Source organism: Micromonospora sp. WMMA1976 (assembly GCF_027497335.1).
Classification (GTDB): domain Bacteria; phylum Actinomycetota; class Actinomycetes; order Mycobacteriales; family Micromonosporaceae; genus Micromonospora; species Micromonospora aurantiaca.
In genome coordinates, this window is record NZ_CP114912.1 from 3,319,741 (window position 1) to 3,339,666 (window position 19,926).

The window sequence follows — 19,926 nt, forward strand, 5'->3', positions numbered from 1 at the left end:
TCCCCGCCGTGCTGTACGCCGTCCCGGCGTTCCTGCTCCTGATCGTCATCGAGGCGGTCTCCTACCGCTTCCTGCCCGACGACGACGAACGCGGCTACGAGCTGCGCGACACCACCACCAGCCTGTCGATGGGGCTGGGCAGCCAGATCATCGGCTTCCCGTGGAAGCTGCTCACCGTCGGTGCGTTCGCCGCGCTGTGGACCGTGGCGCCGGTGCACCTGTCCCCCGGCGACTGGTGGACCTGGGTGATCCTGTTCTTCGCCGACGACCTGGCCTACTACTGGTTCCACCGCTCGCACCACGAGGTACGCGTGCTCTGGGCCAGCCACGTCGTGCACCACTCCAGCGTCTACTACAACTTCTCGACCGCGTTGCGGCAGAGCTGGACGCCGATGACCTCGCTGCCGTTCTGGCTGGCGCTGGCGCTGCTCGGCATCCCGCCGTGGATGATCTTCCTCCAGCAGTCGGTCAGCCTGCTGTACCAGTTCTTCCTGCACACCGAGCGGATCAGGGTGCTGCCCCGGCCGATCGAGTGGATCTTCAACACGCCGTCGCACCACCGCGTGCACCACGGCTCGAACACCGAGTACCTGGACCGCAACTACGGCGGCATCCTGATCATCTGGGACCGGCTGTTCGGCACGTTCGAGCCGGAGCGGGCCACCGCGCGCTACGGCCTGACCAAGAACATCGGCACCTACAACCCGCTGCGGGTGGCCACCCACGAGTTCACCGCGATCTGGTCCGACGTACGCCGGGCCGACTGCTGGCGGCACCGGCTGGGCTACCTGTTCGGCCGTCCCGGCTGGCAGCCGGCCCGATGAGGCGCTCCTGGCTGCTGCCCCTGTTCGGGCTGGTCGCGGCCGTCGAACTGGTCGGCGTCGCGCTCGACTCGGCAGCGCTCCAGTGGGTGGCCAAGCCGCTGCTGGCGCCGGTGCTGCTGGCGTACCTCTTGACGCACCGGCGCCGCGTCGACGCGGTGGCGGTCGGCCTGGTCGCCGCCACCGCAGGCGACGTCGCACTCCTCGTGGAGGGCGACACCGCGTTCCTGGCCGGGATGGGCTTCTTCCTGGTCACCCAGATCGCGTTCATCACCGCCTTCATCCGGCACCGGCGCGCGCCGGTCGTGGCCTGGGCCGGTTACCTGGTCGCCTGGGCCGGCGCGAACGCGCTGCTCTGGAGCATGCTCGGGCCGCTTCGGCTGCCGGTGCTCGGCTACAGCCTGGCCCTGTGCCTGATGGCCGCCGCCGCGACCGGGGTGTCGGCGCCTGTCGCCGCGGGCGGGGCGCTCTTCCTCGTCTCCGACCTGCTCATCGGCGTGGGCGCGGCCGGCGTGGACCTGCCTGGGCGAGGGCTGCTGGTGATGGTCACCTACTGCGCCGCGCTGCTGCTCATCACCACCGGCTGGGTGGCCGCGACGCGCCCGGCGACCGGCCCGCAACCGCCGCCTGCGGGTACCCTGCTCGCGTGGCCAGGGAGAACGGGCGCAAGCTGATCGCCTCGAACAAGAAGGCGCGGCACGACTACGACATCCTCAAGACGTACGAGGCGGGCATCGTGCTGGCCGGCACCGAGGTCAAGTCGCTGCGCGAGGGGCGGGTGTCGCTTGTCGACGCGTTCGCCCAGGAGCGCGACGGCGAGATCATGCTGTACGGCCTGCACATCGCCGAGTACGGCTTCGGCACCTGGACCAACCACGCGCCCCGGCGCACCCGCAAGCTGCTGCTGCACCGGGTGGAGATCGCCCGGATCCTGGAGAAGCTGCGCGACGGCGGCGTCACGCTGGTGCCGCTGTCGATGTACTTCGCCGACGGCTGGGCCAAGGTGGAGCTGGGCCTGGCCCGGGGCCGCCGGTCGTACGACAAGCGCCAGGCGCTGGCCGAGCGGGACGCGAAGAAGGAGATCGCCCGGGAGATGGGCCGCCGCCTCAAGGGCCGGACGGCGGCGCGGCGGGGCTGAGCGGGCCGTTTTCTGTCCCAGGGCGGTGGCACGCTGAGGCGCATGACCGATCTGACCTGGAACCCGCTGCTCCGCGAGCAGCTCACCTGGCACTGGACGTACCAGTTGCGCGATCGCCTCGCCGGGCTCACCGACGCCGAATACCTCTGGGAGCCGGTCCCCGGCTGCTGGAGCGTGCGGCCGCGCGGCGACGACGGCACCCCGGCGATCGACTTCGCGATGCCGCAGCCGGACCCGCCGCCGTTCACCACCATCGCCTGGCGGCTCGCCCACGTCGTCGTCGGCGAGCTGGCCATGCGCAACGCGTCGCACTTCGGCCGCGCGCCCGCCGACTACGCCTCGTTCCCCTACTCCCCGACCGCGGCCGGCGCGCTGGCCCAACTCGACGAGGAGTACGCCGCCTGGACGGCGGGGGTCGAGGCGCTCGGCGAGGAGGGCCTGGCCCGCCCCTGCGGCCCGGCGGAGGGGCCGTTCGCCGATGTCCCGATGGCCACGCTCGTGCTGCACATCAACCGGGAGGTGATCCACCACCTGTCCGAGGTGTGCCTGCTGCGCGACCTGTACCGCCACACGCCGGAGCCGACGCGATAAATACAAGACTCCTTGTACATCGTGTCTTGTAGGTCTAGCCTGGCGTCATGACTGACGGAACCGGCAACCGGCGCGTGAGCGACCCGCGAGCCATGCGGGCGCTGGCCCACCCCACCCGGCTGCGGCTGCTCGGCGAGCTGCGCCTGCGCGGCCCGCAGACGGTCGGCATGCTGAGCGAGCGGACCGGGGAGGCGATCGGGTCGGTCAGCTACCACGTCGGCAAGCTGGCCGAGCACGGCTTCGTGGCCGAGGCGCCCGAGCTGGCCCGGGACCGGCGCGAGCGGTGGTGGCGAGCCGCGCACGCCACCACCGACTGGGATCCCCTCGAACTGCTCGACGACCCGGAGCGCCGGCTCGCCGGCAACCTGCTGCGCCAGGCCGCCATGCAGCGCTACGTGGCCCGCTACCAGGCGTACCTGGACTCCGAGGCGAGCCTCGACCCGGCCTGGGTACGCGGCACCACCAGCAGCGACATCGTGCTGCGCCTGACGCCGGAGGAACTGGTCGAACTGCGCGACGAGTTGTCCGCACTGGGCCGGCGCTGGCAGGAGCGCGGCGCGCCCGGCCGGCCCGGCGCCGAGATGGTCACGCTCATCTGGCAGGCGTACCGGGGGCCGCAGTGACCCGCGACCGCCGGCCCCTGGCCGGACTGCTGATCGGGCACGCCGTCTCGCTGACCGGCAACGTGCTCACGCTCATCGCACTGCCGCTCTACGTGCTGGCCGAGACCGGCTCACCCGCCGCCACCGGGCTCGCCGGGGCGTTCGCCACCGCGCCGGTGGTGCTCGGCGGCGCGTTCGGCGGCGTCCTCGTCGACCGGATCGGCTACCGGCGCTCCAGCGTGCTCGCCGACGTGATCTCCGGCGTGACGATCGCCGCCGTACCCCTGTTGCACGCCACCGTCGGCCTGCCGTTCCCGGCGCTGCTTGCCCTGGTCTTCGCCAGCGGCCTGCTCGACACGCCGGGGCAGACCGCGCGCACGGCGTTGCTGCCGGAGGCCGCGGCGGCGGCCGGGGTGCCCATCGAGCGGGCGGTCGGCTGGGCGGAGGCGACCTCGCGCGGCGCCCGGATGATCGGCGCGCCGGTGGCCGGCCTGCTGGTCGGCGTGTTCGGCGCGCTGCCGGTGCTGGCGGTGGACGCGGTGACGTTCGCCGTGTCGGCGCTCGTGGTGGCGCTGCTGGTGCCGCGCGGCCTGAGCCCGTCCGGCGAGGAGAGCGAGCCGGAGACCGGCGGCTACTGGCGGCAGTTCGCCGCCGGGCTGCGCTTCCTGGTCCGCGAGCCGCTGCTGCGCGCGATGGTCCTGCTGGTGCTGGTGACCAACCTGTTCGACGCGGCCAAGAGCCAGGTGCTGCTGCCGGTGGTCGCCGACCGGGAACTCGGCGGACCGGCCGCGTTCGGCCTGCTGGTGGGTGTCATGGGCGGCGGGGCGCTGGTGGGCTCGCTGGTGTTCAGCGCGATCGGGCACCGGCTGCCCCGCCGGGCCACGTTCGTCACCGCGTACGTACTGTGCGGCGCACCCCCACTGTGGGCGCTCGCCGCCGCGCCGCCGCTGCCGGTGGTGGTAGCCGTGGTCGCGGTGGCCGGGCTGGCCGCCGGCTCGCTCAATCCGCTGATGGGCGCCGTCGAACTGGAGCGCGTGCCGCCCGCCATGCGGGCCCGGGTGTACGGGGTGATCGGCGCGGGCGCGTGGGCGGCGATGCCGGCCGGCGCGGTCGGCGCGGGATTCGCCGCGGACCGGTTCGGCCCCACGTCCACGCTCGTCGTGATGGGCGCCTGCTATCTGCTGGTGGTGCTGACGCCGCTGCTGGGCGGCCCGTGGCGGGACATGCGCCGGCCCACTGTGGTGCGGCAACGCGACCCGGAGCCCACATCGGAGCGACAGCGGGAAACGCTCTCTTGACATCGACCGACTTCGTTCATACCTTCATCGAAGTCTATCTGTATGGTTTGTTAACCGTTGGGCGGGGCCGGCCGCCGTGACGGGGAACGGCCACCGCCCCCGCAGGAGGCGCCCCGTGCGCACCATCCGTACCCTCGCCGCCCTGACGGTGACAGCGGTCGGTCTCACCGCCGCCCTCGCCGCCGTCCCCAGCACCCCGGCCGCCGCCGCCCCCGGCGCGGTCACCTGGTCCGACGACTTCAACGGCCCAGCCGGCGCCGCCCCCGACGCGAGCAAGTGGCGCTACGACATCGGTGGCGGCGGCTGGGGCAACAACGAGCTGCAGTACTACACCAACAGCACCCGCAACGCCGCGCTCGACGGCAACGGCAACCTGGTCATCACCGCCCGCAAGGAGAACCCGTCCGGCTACTCGTGCTGGTACGGAAGCTGCCAGTACACCTCGGCCCGGCTGCTCACAAACGGCACGTTCGCCCAGGCGTACGGGCGGTTCGAGGCGCGCATCAAGGTCCCGCGTGGTCAGGGGCTGTGGCCGGCGTTCTGGATGCTCGGCAACGACATCGGCACGAACCCGTGGCCCGGCAGCGGCGAGATCGACATCATGGAGAACGTCGGCTACGCGCCGTCGACCGTCTGGGGCACGCTGCACGGTCCCGGCTACTCCGGCGGCAGCGGCGTCGGCGCGTCCACCTCGCTACCAGGCGGCCAGGCGCTCGCCGACGCCTTCCACACGTTCGCGGTGGACTGGGCGCCGGACTCGATCACCTGGTACCTCGACGGCGTGGCGTACTCGCGCAAGACGCCCGCCGACATCGGCGGCAACCGCTGGGTCTTCGACCACCCGTTCTTCATGATCATGAACGTGGCGGTCGGCGGTAACTGGCCCGGATCGCCGGACGGCAGCACCACGTTCCCGCAGACCATGACCATCGACTACGTCCGGGTGCAGGCGTGGGACAACGGTGGCGGGGGCACCGGCGGGCAGATCGCCGGGTACGGGAACAAGTGCGTCGACGTGGCGAGCGCCGGCACCGCGAACGGCACAGCGGTGCAGCTGTGGACCTGCAACGGCACCGCCGCCCAGCGCTGGACCTGGAACGCCGACGGCTCGGTACGCGCGCTCGGCAAGTGCCTCGACGTGGCCGCCGGATCGACGGCGAGCGGCGCCAAGGTGCAGCTCTACGACTGCAACGGCACCGGCGCGCAGAAGTGGGTGTTCAGCGCGGCCGGGGACATCGTGAACCCCCAGGCGAACAAGTGCCTGGACGCCACCGGTCCCAGCTCGGCCGACGGCACCCGGCTGCAGATCTGGGACTGCACCGGCGCCGCCAACCAGAAATGGCGCCGCTGACCGGCGTCCCGCCCCGCCACCCCTCCCCCGCGATCTTGCACTTTCGGCCCGAGCGGTGACGCGAATGTCCCATTCGCCCGGGCACAAACTGCAAGATCGCGAGGGCTGACCGCCTCGCCGGGGGCACGAATGGCGTTGCGGGCTGGGATACCGTGAGGTCCGTTTCGCTCCCGCGAGACCAGGTCATCGATCCCCTGGGAAGCGCCATCATGGATGAACCGACCGGCGCGCTGCCGTCGACGAGCGGGTTCACGCCGGAGCCGATCTCCACCGCACGGCTGGACCTGCTGCCCCTGGCCGTCGAGCACGCCCGGGAGATGGCCGCCGCCCTCGCCGACCCGGCGCTGCACACGTTCATCGGCGGCGAGCCCGCTTCCCCCGCGGCGCTGCGGGCCCGCTACGAACGGCTGGTCGCCGGCTCCCCCGACCCGGCCGAGTCGTGGTGCAACTGGGTGATCCGGCTCCGGGACGACGGCCGGCTGGCCGGCTTCGTCCAGGCCACGGTCACCGGGCCACACGAGCCGGTGACGGACGCCGCCACGGCGGGCGCGCGGGCAGTCGGGCACCGGCACCTCGACGAGGCGACACCGGCCACCGCGGGACCGGTCGCGGAGATCGCATGGGTGGTGGGAACACAGTGGCAGGGCCGCGGGATCGCCACCGAGGCCGCCCGTGGGATGGCCGGCTGGCTGGGCCGGCGCGGTGTGCGTACCCTCGTGGCCCACGTCCATCCCGACCACCGCGCGTCGGCGGCGGTGGCCACGGCCTGCGGCCTGGCTCCCACCGACGTGTGGCAGGACGGCGAGGTCCGCTGGACCGGACCGGCTGCCCCGCCTCCCCCGCCTGCCCGGGGTTGACCAAGGGGTTCGTGTCGGAGACGGCGGGGATCAGAAGGGGGCGTCCACCGACAGGCGGCGGACCTGGGTCAGGTAGGGGTCCAGTTCGCCCACCTCGAAGCGGCACGTGCCGATGACGTGCCAGAACTGGCCGCCCGGGTCGCCGTCCAGCTTGTACCGGCCGTCCGGGCTGACCGCCGCCCACCCGTCGGGCAGGCCGATGAGCGTGGCCCGCAACTGGGCGTGTTCCGGGTCGGCCACGTCCCACAGCCGTACCGTGCCGTCGTCTCCGGCGCTGGCGAGCAGGCTGCTGTCCGGGCTGAAGTGCACCGACCAGACGCGCCGGGTGTGTGCCGCAAGGGTGCCGTGCAGCCGGCCGGTGACCGGATCCCACAGCCGGATCACCAGGTCGTCGCCGGCGGTGGCGAGCAGGTTGCCGTCCGGGCTGAACGCGCAGGACCAGAGCCGCCCGTCGTGTTCGGTGAGCACGAGGCGGCGCTCGCCGGTGACCGCGTCCCAGACCACCGCCGTGCCGTCGTTGCCGGCGCTGGCGAGCAGCGTGCCCTCGCTGTTGAAGCCGACCGAGTAGACCCGGTCGGTATGGTGTTCGAGGGTGAGCCGGCAGGTGGCGGTGGCGGCGTCCCAGAGCCGTACCGTCTGGTCGTCGCAGCCGGTGGCGATGGTCTCGCCGTCGGGGCTGAACGCGACGGTGCGCACGCGCCCCCGGTGCGGGGTGAGCGTGGCGAAGTGGCGGCCGGTACGGCGGTACCAGAGGCGCACCGTGTCGTCGTCGTTCGCGGTGGCGAGGGCGTCGCCGTCGGGGCTGAACGCGACCGCCCACACGTGGTCGGTGTCCACGTTGAGTTCGCGCTCGTCGGCGCCCGTGTCGGTGTTCCACAGATGCACGCCGCCGTCGCCGCTGGGCGTGGCCACCAGCGGCTCGTCGGGGCAGAACACCACCGACAGCAGCCGGTCGGCCGGGCTGGCGAGCTGCCGCAGCAGGCGGCCGGTACGCGGCTCCCAGAGGCGGATGACGCCGTCGTTGCCGCAGGCGGCCAGCACCTCGCCGTCGTCGCGGAAGGACAGCGCGGTGACCTTGCGGCCGTGCCCGCGCAGCGTGTGCTGGAGCTGCCCGCTGCGGACGTCCCACAGCCGGGTGGTGCCGTCGTTGCTGCTGGTCGCCACCTGGTTCTGGTCCGGCCGCCAGACCACCGGCCACACCGAGCCGCGGTGCCGGGTCAGCTCGTGCCGCACCTGCCCGTCGTCGGTGTCCCAGAGCTGGATCGCGCCGTCGCTGGCGGCGGTGGCGAGCAGGCTGCCGTCGCCGTTGAACCGGACGCTGTAGATCGCGCCGCGCTGCCGGCCGAGCACCCGCACCGGCCGGCCCGTCTCGGTCTCCCACAGCCGCAGCGCGCCGTGCGTGTCGCCGGTCGCCATCAGCGTGCCGTCGGGGTGGATGTCGAGGGCGTACACGTCGGCCTCGTGGCCGCGCGGCGCGCGCAGCAGCTCACCGTCGGTGGCCCGGCGGATCCAGATGCGGCCGTGCTGCCCGACGGCGGCCAGCAGCCGGCCGTCCGGTGAGTGCACGACCCGGTAGACCACCTCGGGCTCCTGCACCTCGAACGCCAGCTTGCCGGTCGGGATGTCCCACCCACGGACCGTGCCGGCGCTGTCGGCCACCACCACGCGCCGTCCGTCCGGGCTGAACGAGGTGCCCCAGATCGGCGCGGAGTGGCCGGGCCACTCGTGGCGCAGCCGGGCGCCGCGGGTGTCGTAGAGCCGCACCACGCCCGCGGCGTCGCCGACCACCAGGCGGCCGCGGCGGCCGTCGGTGAGCAGCGGCCACACCCAGCCGGTGAACACGTCCTCGATGACGTGCCGCACGTCGCCGTGGTCGGCGTCCCACAGCCGTACGGTGAGGTCGGCCGAGCCGGTGACGAGCTGGTGGGACGCGGCGTCGTAGCGGACCGCGTACACCCGGGACCGATGTCCCTGGAGCGTGCGTACCGGCAGCCCGGTGGCGGTGTCGCAGAGCAGCACACCGCCGTCGTCGCTGCCGACGGCGAGCACCGCGCCGTCCGGGCTGTACGCCACCGGCACCGGCAGCCGGCCCACCTCGAAGCCGTACCCGACGCCCACGGCGGGCGGGGCGAGGCCCGGCGCGACCGGCCGGCCCGGTGCGACGACGGCGCCGCGCAGTTCCGGGGCGCGCAGCAGCGCCGGGTCGGCGCTGACGTCGATCAGCGCGGTGCGGTGCCAGCTGCTGCCGGCCACGCGCGCGCCCCGCAGGTCGGTCCGGAACAGCCGGGCACCGGCCATCTCCGCGTCGCGCAGGTCCGCCCCGGCGAGGCGGGCCTGGTCCAGCCGGGCGCCGCGCAGCCGGGCGTGCTCCAGCCGCGCCTCGGTCAGGTTGGTGGCGATCAGCCGCGCGTCGGTCAGGTCGGCGCCGGTCAGGTCGGCGCCGGCGAGTTCGCGGTGCGACAGGTCCTCGCCGCGCAGCACCGCGCCGCGCAGGTCGGCCCGGTCCGGCAGGCGCAGCCGGGCGGACAGCCGCAGCGCGTTGGCGCGCAGCGTCTCCCCCGCCGACTCGTCACCGAGCACCCGCGCGGTCCACGCGGTGCAGCGGGCCGGGTCGGCGAGGTCGCCGAGGAACTCCACCGCGAGCGCGGACAGCGACCGTACCGCCAGCGCGCCCGGCTCCTCGCCCCTGTTGATCTGCTCGGCCACCCCCTCGGCGACGAGCCACTCCATCACCGAGGTGTGGATGAACCCGAACAGCCCGTCGTCGGTACGGACGAGCAGGCTGCCCGCGCCGACCGCGTGCGCCGCCTGCGGGCCGGACAGCCGCGAGTCGGCCCGGCCGGCGAGCCGGCCGGTGGACTCGGCCAGCTCGGCCAGGCGCAGGTACGCCTCGCCGCTCTCCCACAGCTGGAACGCCAGCCGGCTCACCGCCTGCCACAGCTCGGGCCGGCGCAGGCTCACCGGCGCGCCCGGGATGCCCTGGGTGCGGCGCTCCTCGAAGTCCAGCCAGGACTCCAGGATCTCCCGGTACAGCGCGGCGGCGCTGAACGTGCCGCCCGCCCCGGCCACGGCGGCGAGCCGCCCCTCGTCCAGGTTGGCGATGAAGCCGAGCATGCGGGGGTTGCGGGAGAGCCCGAGCAGGTCCTTCACGCCGGCGAGCAGGTCCATCCGCTCGCGGGCGGCCCGCTCGTCGCCGCCGTACCGGTTGCGCAGGAACGCCTCGATCTGCCCGGGGGTGAAGTCCTCCACGGCGAGTACGCGGCGGTGCGGCAGCAGGCCGACCCGCTCGCCGAGCGCGGTCAGCACCTGCGAGTTGGTCTTGAAGTGCTGGGTCCGGCTGCTCACCACGATCTTCGCGTTGCCCTCGGCGGCTTGGAGCAGCGTCTCCAGGTGGTCGGCCGCCCGGTCGTAGGTCACCCGGGCCACCAGCTCGTCGAAGCCGTCGAACAACAGCACGATGCGGCCCTGGCGCAGCATGTAGCGGAACGCCTTGAGGTCGATGACCTGCTCGCCGTGGTTGGCCAGGTGCGCGGCGACCAGGCCGTCCACGGAGTGCGCCTTGTCCAGCGCCCGCAGCTCGACCAGGATCGGGATCAGGTCCGGCGCGGCGGTGGGCAGCCGCCGGGCCACCTCCCGCAACGCGAACGTCTTGCCCCGGCCGAAGTCACCGAGCACCAGCACGAACCGGCCGTCCGGCGCGGACACGGTCTCCAGCAGCTCGTCCACCACGTCGTCGCGGACGCGCTGGTCGGCGCCGACGAGGTGGCGGTAGCGCTGCGGCACGTACTGCCCGGGCGGGTAGAGCCGGTCGGCCTGGAGCCGGGCGGTCTGCGCGGCGACGTACTCGCGCAGGTCGAGCAGGCCCTGGAACTCGGTCAGGTGCAGCACGCGTACGCCCCGGCGCTGCGCCTCCTCGGCCAGCCCGCGCGGCACCCGGTCGCCGTCGTAGACCAGCTCGGAGGCGATGTCCGGGTCGGTGGCGTGCACCCGCCGGGCGAAGACGTCCACGTCGGCGGCGGTGGGGGTGCCCACGTGCGCGCCGACGCGCTGCTGGCGGACCACCCCGTCGGAGCGGTAGCTGATGTACAGGTGCGGCGGGTCGGTGCCGACGCGGCGTACCACCACCCGGTCGTAGCGGGCCTCGCAGACCTCGGCTAGCCGGTCCAGCAGCCGCTGCACCGGGGCGACCGGCGCGGCGGCCACCGCCGCGCCCTGGGTGGCCCCCTCGACGGCGGCCGGGCGGCGCGGGTCGGGCACCTGCGCCGGGCCGGACGCGCCGAAGGTGGCCTCCGCGTGCGGCCAGGACACGGCGGTGACAGTGCCGCCGTCGAGCCGGTCGTCGCGGCCGAGCACCCAGCGGGTCATCCCGTCGCCGCCGAGCCGCAGCACCTGCGCCCGGCCGTCGCGGGGCGCGGCGGCCAGCGGCACCACCGGGTCGACCCGGGCCGACGGCGCGGCGTCGGAGAGCAGCAGGTTGAGCATCGGGCCGACCAGCCGGTTGACCGAGCCGCGGTCGCGCAGCGACACCGGGTCCGGGGGCACCTCGTCGGCGTACGGGCTGCGCGCCCCCGGCGCGTGCGCCATCGCGCCCAGCCGCAGCCAGCCGGACTGCTGGTAGTGGCGCAGCCGCTGGGCGAACCAGCTGGACTGCGCCTCGCCGAGGAAGCCGTACCGGTCCTCCTCGCGGTGGGTGATGGCGATGGTGGAGTTCAGCCCGGCCACCACCACCCGCAGGTCGGGTACCGGGAACAGTGTCCAGGGCTGCTCGCTGTCGAAGATCCGGTCGTCGAGCCCCTGGTAGAGGTCGTCGAACAGGCGCGCGTAGTGCCGCCACTTCGGCCAGTACGGCGGCTGCGGGTCGACGTCGTCGGCCTCACAGGTGGCGAAGTACGCGCGGCACGCGGCCATCGTCACGTCGCGCGGGCCGGGCACCACGACGAGGCGGTGCGGTTCCAGCCCGAGCAGCACCCGCAGGCCGGTGAGGAAGCTCAGCGCGTCGGAGAACTCGCGCGGGCTGCCCGACTCGGTGAGGTTGCCGGCGACGACGAGCAGGTCCGGCCGGGGCACGCCGTCGTTCATCAGCAGCGTGAGGTCGCCCATCAGGTGTTCCTGCACCTCACCCGGGGTGACCGGCGCGCCGGGGGTGATCACGCCCCGGCCGAAGCGCGGCCCGGCGACCTGGAGCACGGTGACGGTGTCCCGGGTGGTCGGTGGCGCCACCGCGGCGGGCGGGAACGGCGGCGGGTTGATCGGGGTACGCCGGGCGCGGCGGGGCGCGGGCGCGCCGGCGGCCGGCGCGGCGAGCACCCCGTGCGGGTCGGCCGGGTGGTGCGGGAACGCCGGCTGCCGCATCGGCTTGGCGCGGCCGTCGAGCGCCTCCCGGATCCGGTCGAGCACCCGGTTGCGGGCCTGCACCGGGTCGTCCACGCCGACCAGGTCCACATAGGTGATGGTGGCGAGGAGGCCGTCGATCGGGCAGTCCTCGACTCGTACCGTGACGAGCTTGTTGCCGGTGCCGTCCGGGTCGGCGCGCAGCGCGGCCTGCCACTCCAGCTTGCCGTACGTGGAGTGCAGGTAGCGTTCGGACAGCACCGCCACGACCACCTCGGCCTCGCGGACGCCGCGGTCCATGAAGTCGATGAAGTTGGTGCCGGCGACGAAGTCCCACGCCTGCAGCAGCGTGCGATAGCCGGCCGCCTCGAACTCCCACGCCAGCCACGTGGCCCAGCGTTCGTCGGCCGGTGAGTAGCTGATGAAGAAATCGATGGGTCGGTCGGACCGGGTGGGGTGCGCGCCTACAACCACATGGTCATTATGGCCACCGACGGTCAACAGATCGACACCCTCGGCAGCCCGGTTCGCGACCGCGTCGGGCTCCTGCCTCCGCACCGGCGTGTGGGAGGATCATCCCTCGTGGAGACCCCCGGCGATCCGCCGAACGCCGTGCCCGACCGCTCCCGCTGGGGCCGCCTGCACGTGCTGGACTGGATCGCGATCGGGCTCGCAGTGCTCGGCGTGGTGTTCGTGCTCACCGGGCTGCTGCCCCGCGCCGACGCCGAGGGCACGATGCGCCGGATCATCCCGATCCTGATCTTCCTCGGCACGGTCGTGGTGCTGGCCGAGCTGACCGCCGTGGCCGGGGTGTTCGACGCGCTCGCGACCCGGGTGGCGGTGACCGCGCGGGGCAGTTTCCGGGCCCTGTTCTGGCTCTGCGTCGGCTTCGCCTCGGTGACCACCATCGCGCTCAACCTGGACACCACGGCGGTGCTGCTCACGCCGGTGATGATCGCGCTGGCCCGGGCGCTGAACGTGCCGCCGACGCCGCTGGCGATGACCACCGTGTGGCTGGCGAACACGGCGAGCCTGCTGCTGCCGGTGTCCAACCTGACGAACATCCTGGCCAGCGACCGGGTCGACCTGGACCCGGTGCCGTGGGCGGCCCGGATGTGGTGGCCGCAGCTGGTGGCCGTGGCGGTGACCGCGCTGCTGCTCTGGTGGTGGTACTGGCGTCCGGCGCGCGCCGGGGCCGACCCGTTCGTCCCGCCGCCGTCGTACGTGCCGCCGGACCGGGTGCTCTACCGCACCGCGCTCGCCGCCTGCCTGCTGTTCGTCGCCGGGATCCTCGCCGGGGTGGAGATCGGCATCGCCTCGGGGGTGGCCGCCGCGATCCTGGTCGCCGGCTTCGCGGTGCGGGCCCGGCACCGGCTGCGGCTCGCGCTGGTGCCGTGGCGGCTGCTGGTCTTCGTGACCGGGCTGTTCCTGGTGGTGCAGACCATCGGCCGGCACGGCCTGGACACGGTGATGGGCACGCTCATCGGCACCGACCCGGGCGCGGAGGGGGCGCTGCGGGCGGGCGCGGTCGGCGCGCTGTTCAGCAACGTGGTGAACAACCTGCCCGCGTACCTGGCCGGCGAGGCGGTGATCGCGGCCGACCGGCACACCCAGTTGCTGGCGCTGCTGATCGGCACGAACGTGGGCCCGCTGGCCACGCCGTGGGCGTCGCTGGCCACACTGATCTGGTACGAGCGCTGCCGGGCCGCCGGGGTGGCCGTACCGCTGGGCCGGTTCGTGGCCACCAGCGCCGCGCTCGCCGTGCTCGCCACCGCCGCCACCGTGACGGCGCTTCTTGTCGGTCCCGGTGCCTAGCATCGCGACCATGAGCAACGCACCCGAGATCGTCCGCCGCTACTTCGCGCTCGCCGGCCAGGCCGACAAGGAGCCCTACATCGCGCTGTTCGCCGACGACGCGGTGGTCGAGGACGAGGGACGCACCCACCGCGGCATCGACGAGATCCGCGCCTGGCGCAGCGGCACGCCGCTGGCGTCGTACGAGATCACCGACGTGGAGCAGACGCCGGCCGGGACCGTGGTGACGGCCACGATCAGCGGCGACTTCCCCGGCAGCCCGTTCGCCGGGCTGCGGTTCCGGTTCGAGGAGTACGACGACACCCGCATCCGCCGGCTGCGCATCGCCCCCTGAGCCGGGGCGGGAAAACCGGTACGGCCCGATCCCGGCCGGTGGCTACCGTGCCCACATGACCGCCGCGCCCACGCTGCACTTCTGCACCGACCCGGGCGAGTTCCTCGACGCCGCCGAGGCGTACCTGGCCGCCGACCCGGTGATCAACACGGTCGTCGCCAGCGTGACGCGCCGGATGGCGGCCCGCCGCGCCGAGGGCGTCGCGCTGCCCGAGGACGACTGGTGGCTGGTGGTGCGGGACGGCTCCGGGGCGGTGGTGGGCGCCGCGATGCGTACCGCGCCGTCCCCACCGCGACCGCCGTTCCTGCTGCCGATGCCACGGGAAGCAGCCGTGGCGCTGGCCCGGGCGTGGCACCGGCGCGGCGAGCGGGTCCGCGCGGTGAACGGCGCGCTCCCCGCCGCGCGCGCCTGCGCCGACGAGGTCGCACGCCTCGAGGGCGGGCGGGTCGCTGTGGCCCAGCACACCCGGCTGCACCTGCTCGGCCACCTGACGCCGCCCGCACCGGTGCCCGGCGCGCTGCGGAGCGCCACCGTCGACGACGCCGACCTGGTCGCCGCGTGGTTCGGCGCGTTCATGGCCGATGCCGACGAGCAGGCGGGCCGTCCGCGCGGGACGAGCGCCCACGAGGCGCCCGACCACGCCGAACTGCTGCACCGGATCCGGGACGGGCGGGTCTGGTTCTGGACCGACGGGTCGGGTGCTCCGGTACACCTGACCGCCGCCAACCCGACGTCGTTCGGCGTGGCCCGCGTCGGCCCGGTCTACACGCCACCCGAGCAGCGCGGGCGCGGCTGGGCCGGAAACGCCGTCGCCGAGGTCAGCCGGCTGCTCACCGCCGAGGGCGCACGGGTGTGCCTGTTCACCGACCAGGCCAACCCGGTGTCGAACCGGCTCTACGCCCGGCTCGGTTTCCGGCCGGTGGTCGACATGGCCAACCTGGTCGTCGCCGGCTGATCCGGGCGCCTCACGCCCCGGCCCGCTGGAGCGTCCGGCGCGTCGAGCGTCGCGGACGCCAGCAGCGCCAGCTTCTCGGCGTCGCCGGACCCGGCCTCCGGGTGGAAGACCACGAGCATCAGCGTCTCGGCGCCGCCGATGGCCAGCCGCTCCCGGTTGAGGGTCAGCTCCCCGAGCTGCGGGTGCCGCATCCGGATCGGCCCGCCGCTCTGTCCGCGTACCTCGTGCCGGGCCCAGAGCTGGCGGAACCGGGCGCTGGCGAGCGCCAGCTCCCCGGTGAGCTCGATGAACCGGGGGTCGTCCACGTCGGTGCCGACCGCCTGCCGCAGGTTCGCGACGAGGCATTCGGTGAGGTCCTGCCAGTCCGGGTAGCGGGCCTGCTCGGCCGGGTCCAGGAACATGTCCCGGAGCTGGTTGCCTCCGACGGCGAGCCGGGGCGACAGCGCGCGGGCGAGCGCGTTCGAGGCCAGGATGTCGAAGTACCGCCCCTCGATGTACGCGGGCTGGGCGAGTGAGTCCAGGAGCTTGAGCGCGCCCGGCGGCGGTGTCTCCCTCGGCGACCGGCGGCGCCGCCGGGGCTGCTCCGCGACGAGCGTCAGCAGGTGGGCGAGGTGGTCGTCGTCGAGGCGCAGCACCCGGGCGATCGACTCCAGCACCTGCACCGACGGGCGGCGGTCCCGGCCCCGCTCCAGCCGCAGGTAGTAGTCGGCGCTGATGCCGGCCAGCATGGCGACCTCCTCGCGCCGCAACCCGGGCACCCGCCGCACTCCCCCGTCCGGGATGCCCGCCTGCCGCGGGGTCACCAGTTCCCGCCGCGCCCGCAGGTACGCGCCGAGCGCGTTCGTCGTCTCGCTCACCGGACCACCGTACGGCGCGGCGACGCCCTCAGAGGGGGCCCTGTCAGGACCCCGGTCCGACAGGGCTCTGGCCGGTGCGGACGGCCGTTCGTAGCGTTCCCCGCGGCCAGTCCGGCCCACGTACCGCGAGGAGAGACATGACCGTCACACTGATCACCGGCGCCAACAGGGGCATCGGTTTCGAGACCGCCCGGCAGCTGCTCGACCTGGGCCACGTCGTGTACGTCGGCGCCCGGGACGTCGAACGGGGCGAGACGGCCGCGGCGACGCTCGGCGCGCGCTTCGTGCAGCTCGACGTGACCGACGACGCCTCGGTCACCGCCGCGCTGGCCGCGATCGACGCGGCCGAGGGCCGGCTCGACGTGCTCGTGCACAACGCGGGAGTGCTCGACGAGGCCGTCAGCGGCCCGACCGCCCTGCGTGTCTTCGACACCAACGCGGTGGGCGTCGTCCGGGTCACCGAGGCGGCGCTGCCCCTGCTGCGCCGGTCGCCGAACCCCACAGTGGTCACGGTGTCCAGCAGCGCCGGGTCCTTCTGGGCGACGACCAACCCGCAGCGCCCGGAGTACGGCATGCCGGCCCTGCTCTACGCCTCGTCCAAGGCGGCGGCCACCATGCTGACCCTCCAGTACGCCAAGGCGAACCCGGGCATCCGGTTCAACGCGGTCGAGCCCGGCTTCACCGACACCGACATGACCGCCGCGATGGCCGGCGGCCGGTCGCCGCGGGACAGCGCCCGGGTGATCGTACGGCTGGCGACGCCGGACGCGGACGGCCCGACCGGGACGTTGCAGGACGAGCACGGCGAGCTGCCCTGGTAGGACGCGGCTCAGCCGGCGAGGCCCAGCGCGGCCAGCCGGTGCGGGTCGGCGATCACGTCCACCGCCGCGATCCGGCCGCCGGTGACGGTGAACGCCATCACCGACAGCGGGCGGTCCCCGGCGCTCACCAGCACCCCGGCGGCGCCGTTGACGAGCACCGGCCGGGCGTGCGGGAAGAGCCGGCCGAACGTGGTCGCCTGCGCCGCCACGGTCGTCGCGCCGGTGAGCACGACCGTGTGGCGGGCGCGGGCGGTCCCGGCGTCGGAGCGCAGCACCACATCCGGGTGCAGCACCGCGATCAGCGCGTCGAGGTCGCCGTCGCGGGCGGCGGCGAGGAAGGCGTCCACCACCGCCCGCTGCCGGGTCAGGTCGGGATCGGGGGTGGGCGCCTGTCCGCGTACCCGGCGGCGGGCCCGGCTGGCGAGTTGCCGGGCCGCCGCCGGTGAGCGGTCGACGAGCGGGCCGATCTCGTCGAACGGCACGCCGAACATGTCGTGCAGCACGAACGCGAGCCGCTCGGCCGGGGTCAGCGTGTCCAGCACCACCAGCAGCGCCAGGCCCACCGAGTCGGCGAGCACCGCGGCGTGCGCCGGGTCGTCGGCGCCGGTCTCCACCACCGGGTCGGGCAGGCGTACGTCGAGGGGGTCCTCCCGGCGGGCGGCGCGGGACCGCAGCGTGTTGAGGCTGACCCGGGTGACCACAGTGGTGAGCCAGGCGTCCAGGTTGTCCACCGAGGCCGCGTCGGTACGGGACAACCGCAGCCAGGTCTCCTGCACCGCGTCCTCGGCGTCGGTGAGCGACCCGAGCAGCCGGTACGCCACCGCGCGCAACCGCTGCCGCTCCCGCTCGAACCGTTCCGCCAGCCCGGTGTCCATCACCTGAGCCTCCCCTCCCACACGCCGTCTCGACCCGCACCGGGTCACCGATGTGACCAGACGTGACGGCTGTCACATCCGTCACGTCGGCGGGCCGGCGCGGGTCGACGTGACAGCGCAGGCGACGGAAGGCGACACGATGAACAAACAGATCCTGGTCACCGGCGGCACCGGCACGATCGGCCGGCACGTCGTACCGCTGCTGCGCGCCTCCGGGCACCCCGTGCGGGTGCTCAGCCGGCGCGGCGGGCGGTCCGGCGACGGCGTCACCCATGTGACCGCCGACCTGCTCGGCGGCGCCGACCTCGGCCCCGCCCTGCGCGGGGTGTCCACGGTGCTGCACCTGGCCGGCGGCGCGAAGGGCGACGACCGCGCCACCGTACACCTGGCCCGCGCCGCGCACCGGGCCGGTGTGGCGCACCTGGTGCACATCTCGGTGACCGGCGCCGACCGGGTGCCGCTGGCCTGGATCCGGTCCAAGCTCGACGCCGAGCGCGCGGTGACGGACTCCGGCGTCCCGTGGACGGTGTTGCGCGCAGCGCAGGTGCACGACCTGGTGCTGACCATGCTGACGGCGATGGCCCGGCTGCCCGTGGTGCCGGTGCCGGGCGGGCTGCGGTTGCAGCCTGTCGACGCCGCCGAGGTGGCGGCCCGGCTGGCCGAGTTGACGCTGGGCGCACCGGCCGGGCTGGTGCCGGACCTGGCCGGGCCGGGCACCCACGGCATCGGCGAGCTGCTGACCGGCTACCTGACCGTCACCGGGAAGCGCCGGGCCCGGCTGCCGGTACGCATCCCCGGGCGAGCCGGCCGCGCGTACCGGGACGGCGCGAACCTCGCCCGGCCCGGTGCGGCGAGAGGCGTGCGGACCTGGGCCGACTTCCTGGCCGAGCGGGCGCCGTCGCGGCCGGTCAGCTGACGCGCTGCGGCAATTCAGGCGTCGGCGGCACGCGTGACGGGATGGAACTGCTCGAACATGACCTCGTAGCCGTCCGGGTCGAGCCCGTAGAAGATCCGCGCCCAGCCCACGTCCTCCGGCTCCAGCGTCACCGGCAGCCCTTCGTCGCGCCACAGCGCGTACGTGGCGTCCAGGTCGGCGGTGGGCACGGTGAGCACGACACCGAGCCCCGGCGGCCCGGCCTTGACCTCGCGTTCCCGCTCCGCGTTGTGGTGCCCGTGGCGGTGCAGGTCGGACAGGATCAGCCAGGTGTGGCCGAACGTGAGGTAGCGCAGGTTCGGCTGATCCGCGTTCGGGATCTCCTTGAAGCCGAGTCGCAGGTAGAGCCGGTGGGAACGGTCCAGGTCACGGACCCGGAGCCCGAGCTTGAGCTGTCTGGCGGCCATCCGGCCGAGGCTAGCCGACCCGGGTCACCAGCCCACCGAACCGAGGCCGACCGGGGTGAGGCGGCGCACCTGCGGCTCGATCCACTGTGCCGCGGTGACCAGCTTGACCAGCCGGTCGATGGTCTCCGGCGGCCCGGCCACGAAGCTGCGCCGGTCCGCCGGGCAGCCGTACCTGTCGTCGAACGTGCCGCCGTCGAGCGCGCGTACCGCCATGCCGGCCTCGACGGCGAGCAGCATCCCGGCGGGCAGATCGACCGCCTCGGGGCGGTAGCCGACGATGCCGTCGATGTCGCCGCGGGCCAGCATCACCCAGGACAGCAGCGGCGCCCACAGTTGCAGCACCCGGCGTGCGCTGGTGTCCAGCACCACCTTCAGCGCCCGGGCGGTGCTGTCGTCCCGGCGTACCTCGTGCCCCTGGGTCCAGGCCAGCACGGGCGCGGACGGGACCGGACGCTGCGCGGCGCGCAGCGGCCGCGCGGCCGGGCCGGACGCGTGCACGAACGCGCCCCGGCCGCGCACCGCCGACCAGGTACGGCCGGCGACCGGGTCGTGCACCACGCCGAGCACCGGCGAGCCGTTGTCGCACAGGGCGATCCCGACCACGTACGCGGGCAGCCCGATCGCCACGTTGTTCGTGCCGTCGAGCGGGTCGACGAGCCACGCCCAGGCGGTGTCCGGGGCGTACTCGCCGCCCTCCTCGGCGATCACGCCGTGCTCCGGCCAGCGGGCCCGGATCCGGTCGACGATCAGCCGCTCGGCGGCCAGGTCGAGGTCGGTCACCAGGTCACCGGTGTCGTTCTTGGCCCGGGCGTGCACCTCCCCCCGGGTGCCCCGGCGCAGCAGTCGGCCCGCCGCCTGCGCGGCCTCCACCGCGAACCGGTGCGCGTCGCGCAGGTCGGGCCCGCCTCTGCTCGGCTCCACGTCCATGGCTCCTCCAGC

General features: G+C 74.2%; 18 protein-coding genes. 13 read left to right on the forward strand and 5 right to left on the reverse strand.

The window, feature by feature from the left end; all coding sequences use genetic code 11:
* Positions 1-8 precede the first annotated feature (8 nt).
* The 8 genes from O7546_RS15395 to O7546_RS15430 all read left to right on the forward strand — a co-directional run bounded on the left by O7546_RS15395 (position 9) and on the right by O7546_RS15430 (position 6,658).
* The gene (locus tag O7546_RS15395) at positions 9-824 is read left to right on the forward strand and encodes a sterol desaturase family protein (RefSeq protein ID WP_281599077.1); all 816 of its coding nucleotides are present in this window, start codon (positions 9-11) and stop codon (positions 822-824) included.
* Positions 821-1,495: a lysoplasmalogenase gene (locus O7546_RS15400; RefSeq protein ID WP_194799354.1), complete on the forward strand. Its 675-nt coding sequence runs from the start codon at positions 821-823 to the stop codon at positions 1,493-1,495. Before O7546_RS15395 ends, O7546_RS15400 begins: the two co-directional genes overlap by 4 nt.
* Positions 1,468-1,959, forward strand: a complete 492-nt coding sequence (gene smpB / locus O7546_RS15405) for an SsrA-binding protein SmpB (RefSeq protein WP_194799353.1) — start codon at positions 1,468-1,470, stop codon at positions 1,957-1,959. The genes O7546_RS15400 and smpB overlap by 28 nt, the downstream gene beginning before the upstream one ends.
* A gap of 42 nt (positions 1,960-2,001) precedes the next feature.
* A complete protein-coding gene (locus O7546_RS15410; RefSeq protein WP_281599080.1) occupies positions 2,002-2,550 on the forward strand; it encodes a DinB family protein in 549 nt (182 codons plus the stop codon).
* Between the two features lie 47 nt (positions 2,551-2,597).
* Positions 2,598-3,173, forward strand: coding sequence for a helix-turn-helix transcriptional regulator (locus O7546_RS15415; RefSeq protein WP_194799351.1), 576 nt, complete (start codon positions 2,598-2,600; stop codon positions 3,171-3,173).
* Complete coding sequence (locus O7546_RS15420) at positions 3,170-4,450, forward strand: MFS transporter (protein ID WP_194799350.1); 1,281 nt, start codon at positions 3,170-3,172, stop codon at positions 4,448-4,450. The genes O7546_RS15415 and O7546_RS15420 overlap by 4 nt, the downstream gene beginning before the upstream one ends.
* Positions 4,451-4,565: 115 nt before the next feature.
* A complete protein-coding gene (locus tag O7546_RS15425) occupies positions 4,566-5,801 on the forward strand; it encodes a family 16 glycosylhydrolase (RefSeq protein ID WP_194799349.1) in 1,236 nt (411 codons plus the stop codon).
* Positions 5,802-6,010: 209 nt separating this feature from the next.
* Positions 6,011-6,658 (forward strand): GNAT family N-acetyltransferase, encoded by a 648-nt coding sequence (locus tag O7546_RS15430; RefSeq protein WP_194799348.1) that lies wholly within the window; start codon positions 6,011-6,013, stop codon positions 6,656-6,658.
* A 30-nt stretch (positions 6,659-6,688) separates the two neighbouring features.
* On the opposite strand, the gene O7546_RS15435 is transcribed toward O7546_RS15430, so the two are convergent.
* A complete protein-coding gene (locus tag O7546_RS15435) occupies positions 6,689-12,463 on the reverse strand; it encodes a TIR domain-containing protein (protein ID WP_281599085.1) in 5,775 nt (1,924 codons plus the stop codon).
* A 108-nt stretch (positions 12,464-12,571) separates the two neighbouring features.
* Between O7546_RS15435 and O7546_RS15440 the strand changes: the two genes are divergently transcribed.
* Genes O7546_RS15440 through O7546_RS15450 form a run of 3 tightly spaced genes read left to right on the forward strand, consistent with a single transcriptional unit; the run spans position 12,572 to position 15,093 of the window.
* Positions 12,572-13,804: an SLC13 family permease gene (locus tag O7546_RS15440; RefSeq protein WP_269697076.1), complete on the forward strand. Its 1,233-nt coding sequence runs from the start codon at positions 12,572-12,574 to the stop codon at positions 13,802-13,804.
* Between the two features lie 10 nt (positions 13,805-13,814).
* Entirely contained in the window at positions 13,815-14,138 is a 324-nt protein-coding gene (locus tag O7546_RS15445; RefSeq protein ID WP_281599087.1) for a nuclear transport factor 2 family protein, read from the forward strand.
* A 55-nt stretch (positions 14,139-14,193) separates the two neighbouring features.
* A complete protein-coding gene (locus tag O7546_RS15450) occupies positions 14,194-15,093 on the forward strand; it encodes a GNAT family N-acetyltransferase (RefSeq protein WP_194799344.1) in 900 nt (299 codons plus the stop codon).
* On the opposite strand, the gene O7546_RS15455 is transcribed toward O7546_RS15450, so the two are convergent.
* Positions 15,033-15,950, reverse strand: a complete 918-nt coding sequence (locus tag O7546_RS15455) for a helix-turn-helix transcriptional regulator (RefSeq protein WP_269697077.1) — start codon at positions 15,948-15,950, stop codon at positions 15,033-15,035. The two genes, O7546_RS15450 and O7546_RS15455, sit on opposite strands and share 61 nt — an antisense overlap.
* Positions 15,951-16,087: 137 nt before the next feature.
* Here O7546_RS15455 and O7546_RS15460 point away from each other — a divergent pair, with 137 nt between their 5' ends.
* The gene (locus tag O7546_RS15460; RefSeq protein WP_194799342.1) at positions 16,088-16,771 is read left to right on the forward strand and encodes an SDR family NAD(P)-dependent oxidoreductase; all 684 of its coding nucleotides are present in this window, start codon (positions 16,088-16,090) and stop codon (positions 16,769-16,771) included.
* Between the two features lie 8 nt (positions 16,772-16,779).
* Here the strand turns inward: O7546_RS15460 and sigJ are convergent, their stop codons facing one another.
* Positions 16,780-17,646 carry an RNA polymerase sigma factor SigJ gene (gene sigJ, locus O7546_RS15465; protein WP_194799341.1) on the reverse strand — a complete coding sequence of 289 codons (867 nt, stop codon included), beginning with the start codon at positions 17,644-17,646 and terminating at the stop codon, positions 16,780-16,782.
* Positions 17,647-17,785: 139 nt separating this feature from the next.
* On the opposite strand from sigJ, the gene O7546_RS15470 reads away from it, so the two are divergent.
* Entirely contained in the window at positions 17,786-18,562 is a 777-nt protein-coding gene (locus O7546_RS15470) for an SDR family oxidoreductase (RefSeq protein WP_194799340.1), read from the forward strand.
* A gap of 14 nt (positions 18,563-18,576) precedes the next feature.
* On the opposite strand, the gene O7546_RS15475 is transcribed toward O7546_RS15470, so the two are convergent.
* Together O7546_RS15475 and O7546_RS15480 are read right to left on the reverse strand one after the other, a co-directional pair.
* Complete coding sequence (locus O7546_RS15475) at positions 18,577-18,987, reverse strand: VOC family protein (protein ID WP_194799339.1); 411 nt, start codon at positions 18,985-18,987, stop codon at positions 18,577-18,579.
* Positions 18,988-19,011: 24 nt separating this feature from the next.
* A complete protein-coding gene (locus O7546_RS15480) occupies positions 19,012-19,914 on the reverse strand; it encodes an inositol monophosphatase family protein (protein ID WP_013286528.1) in 903 nt (300 codons plus the stop codon).
* Positions 19,915-19,926: the final 12 nt, after the last annotated feature.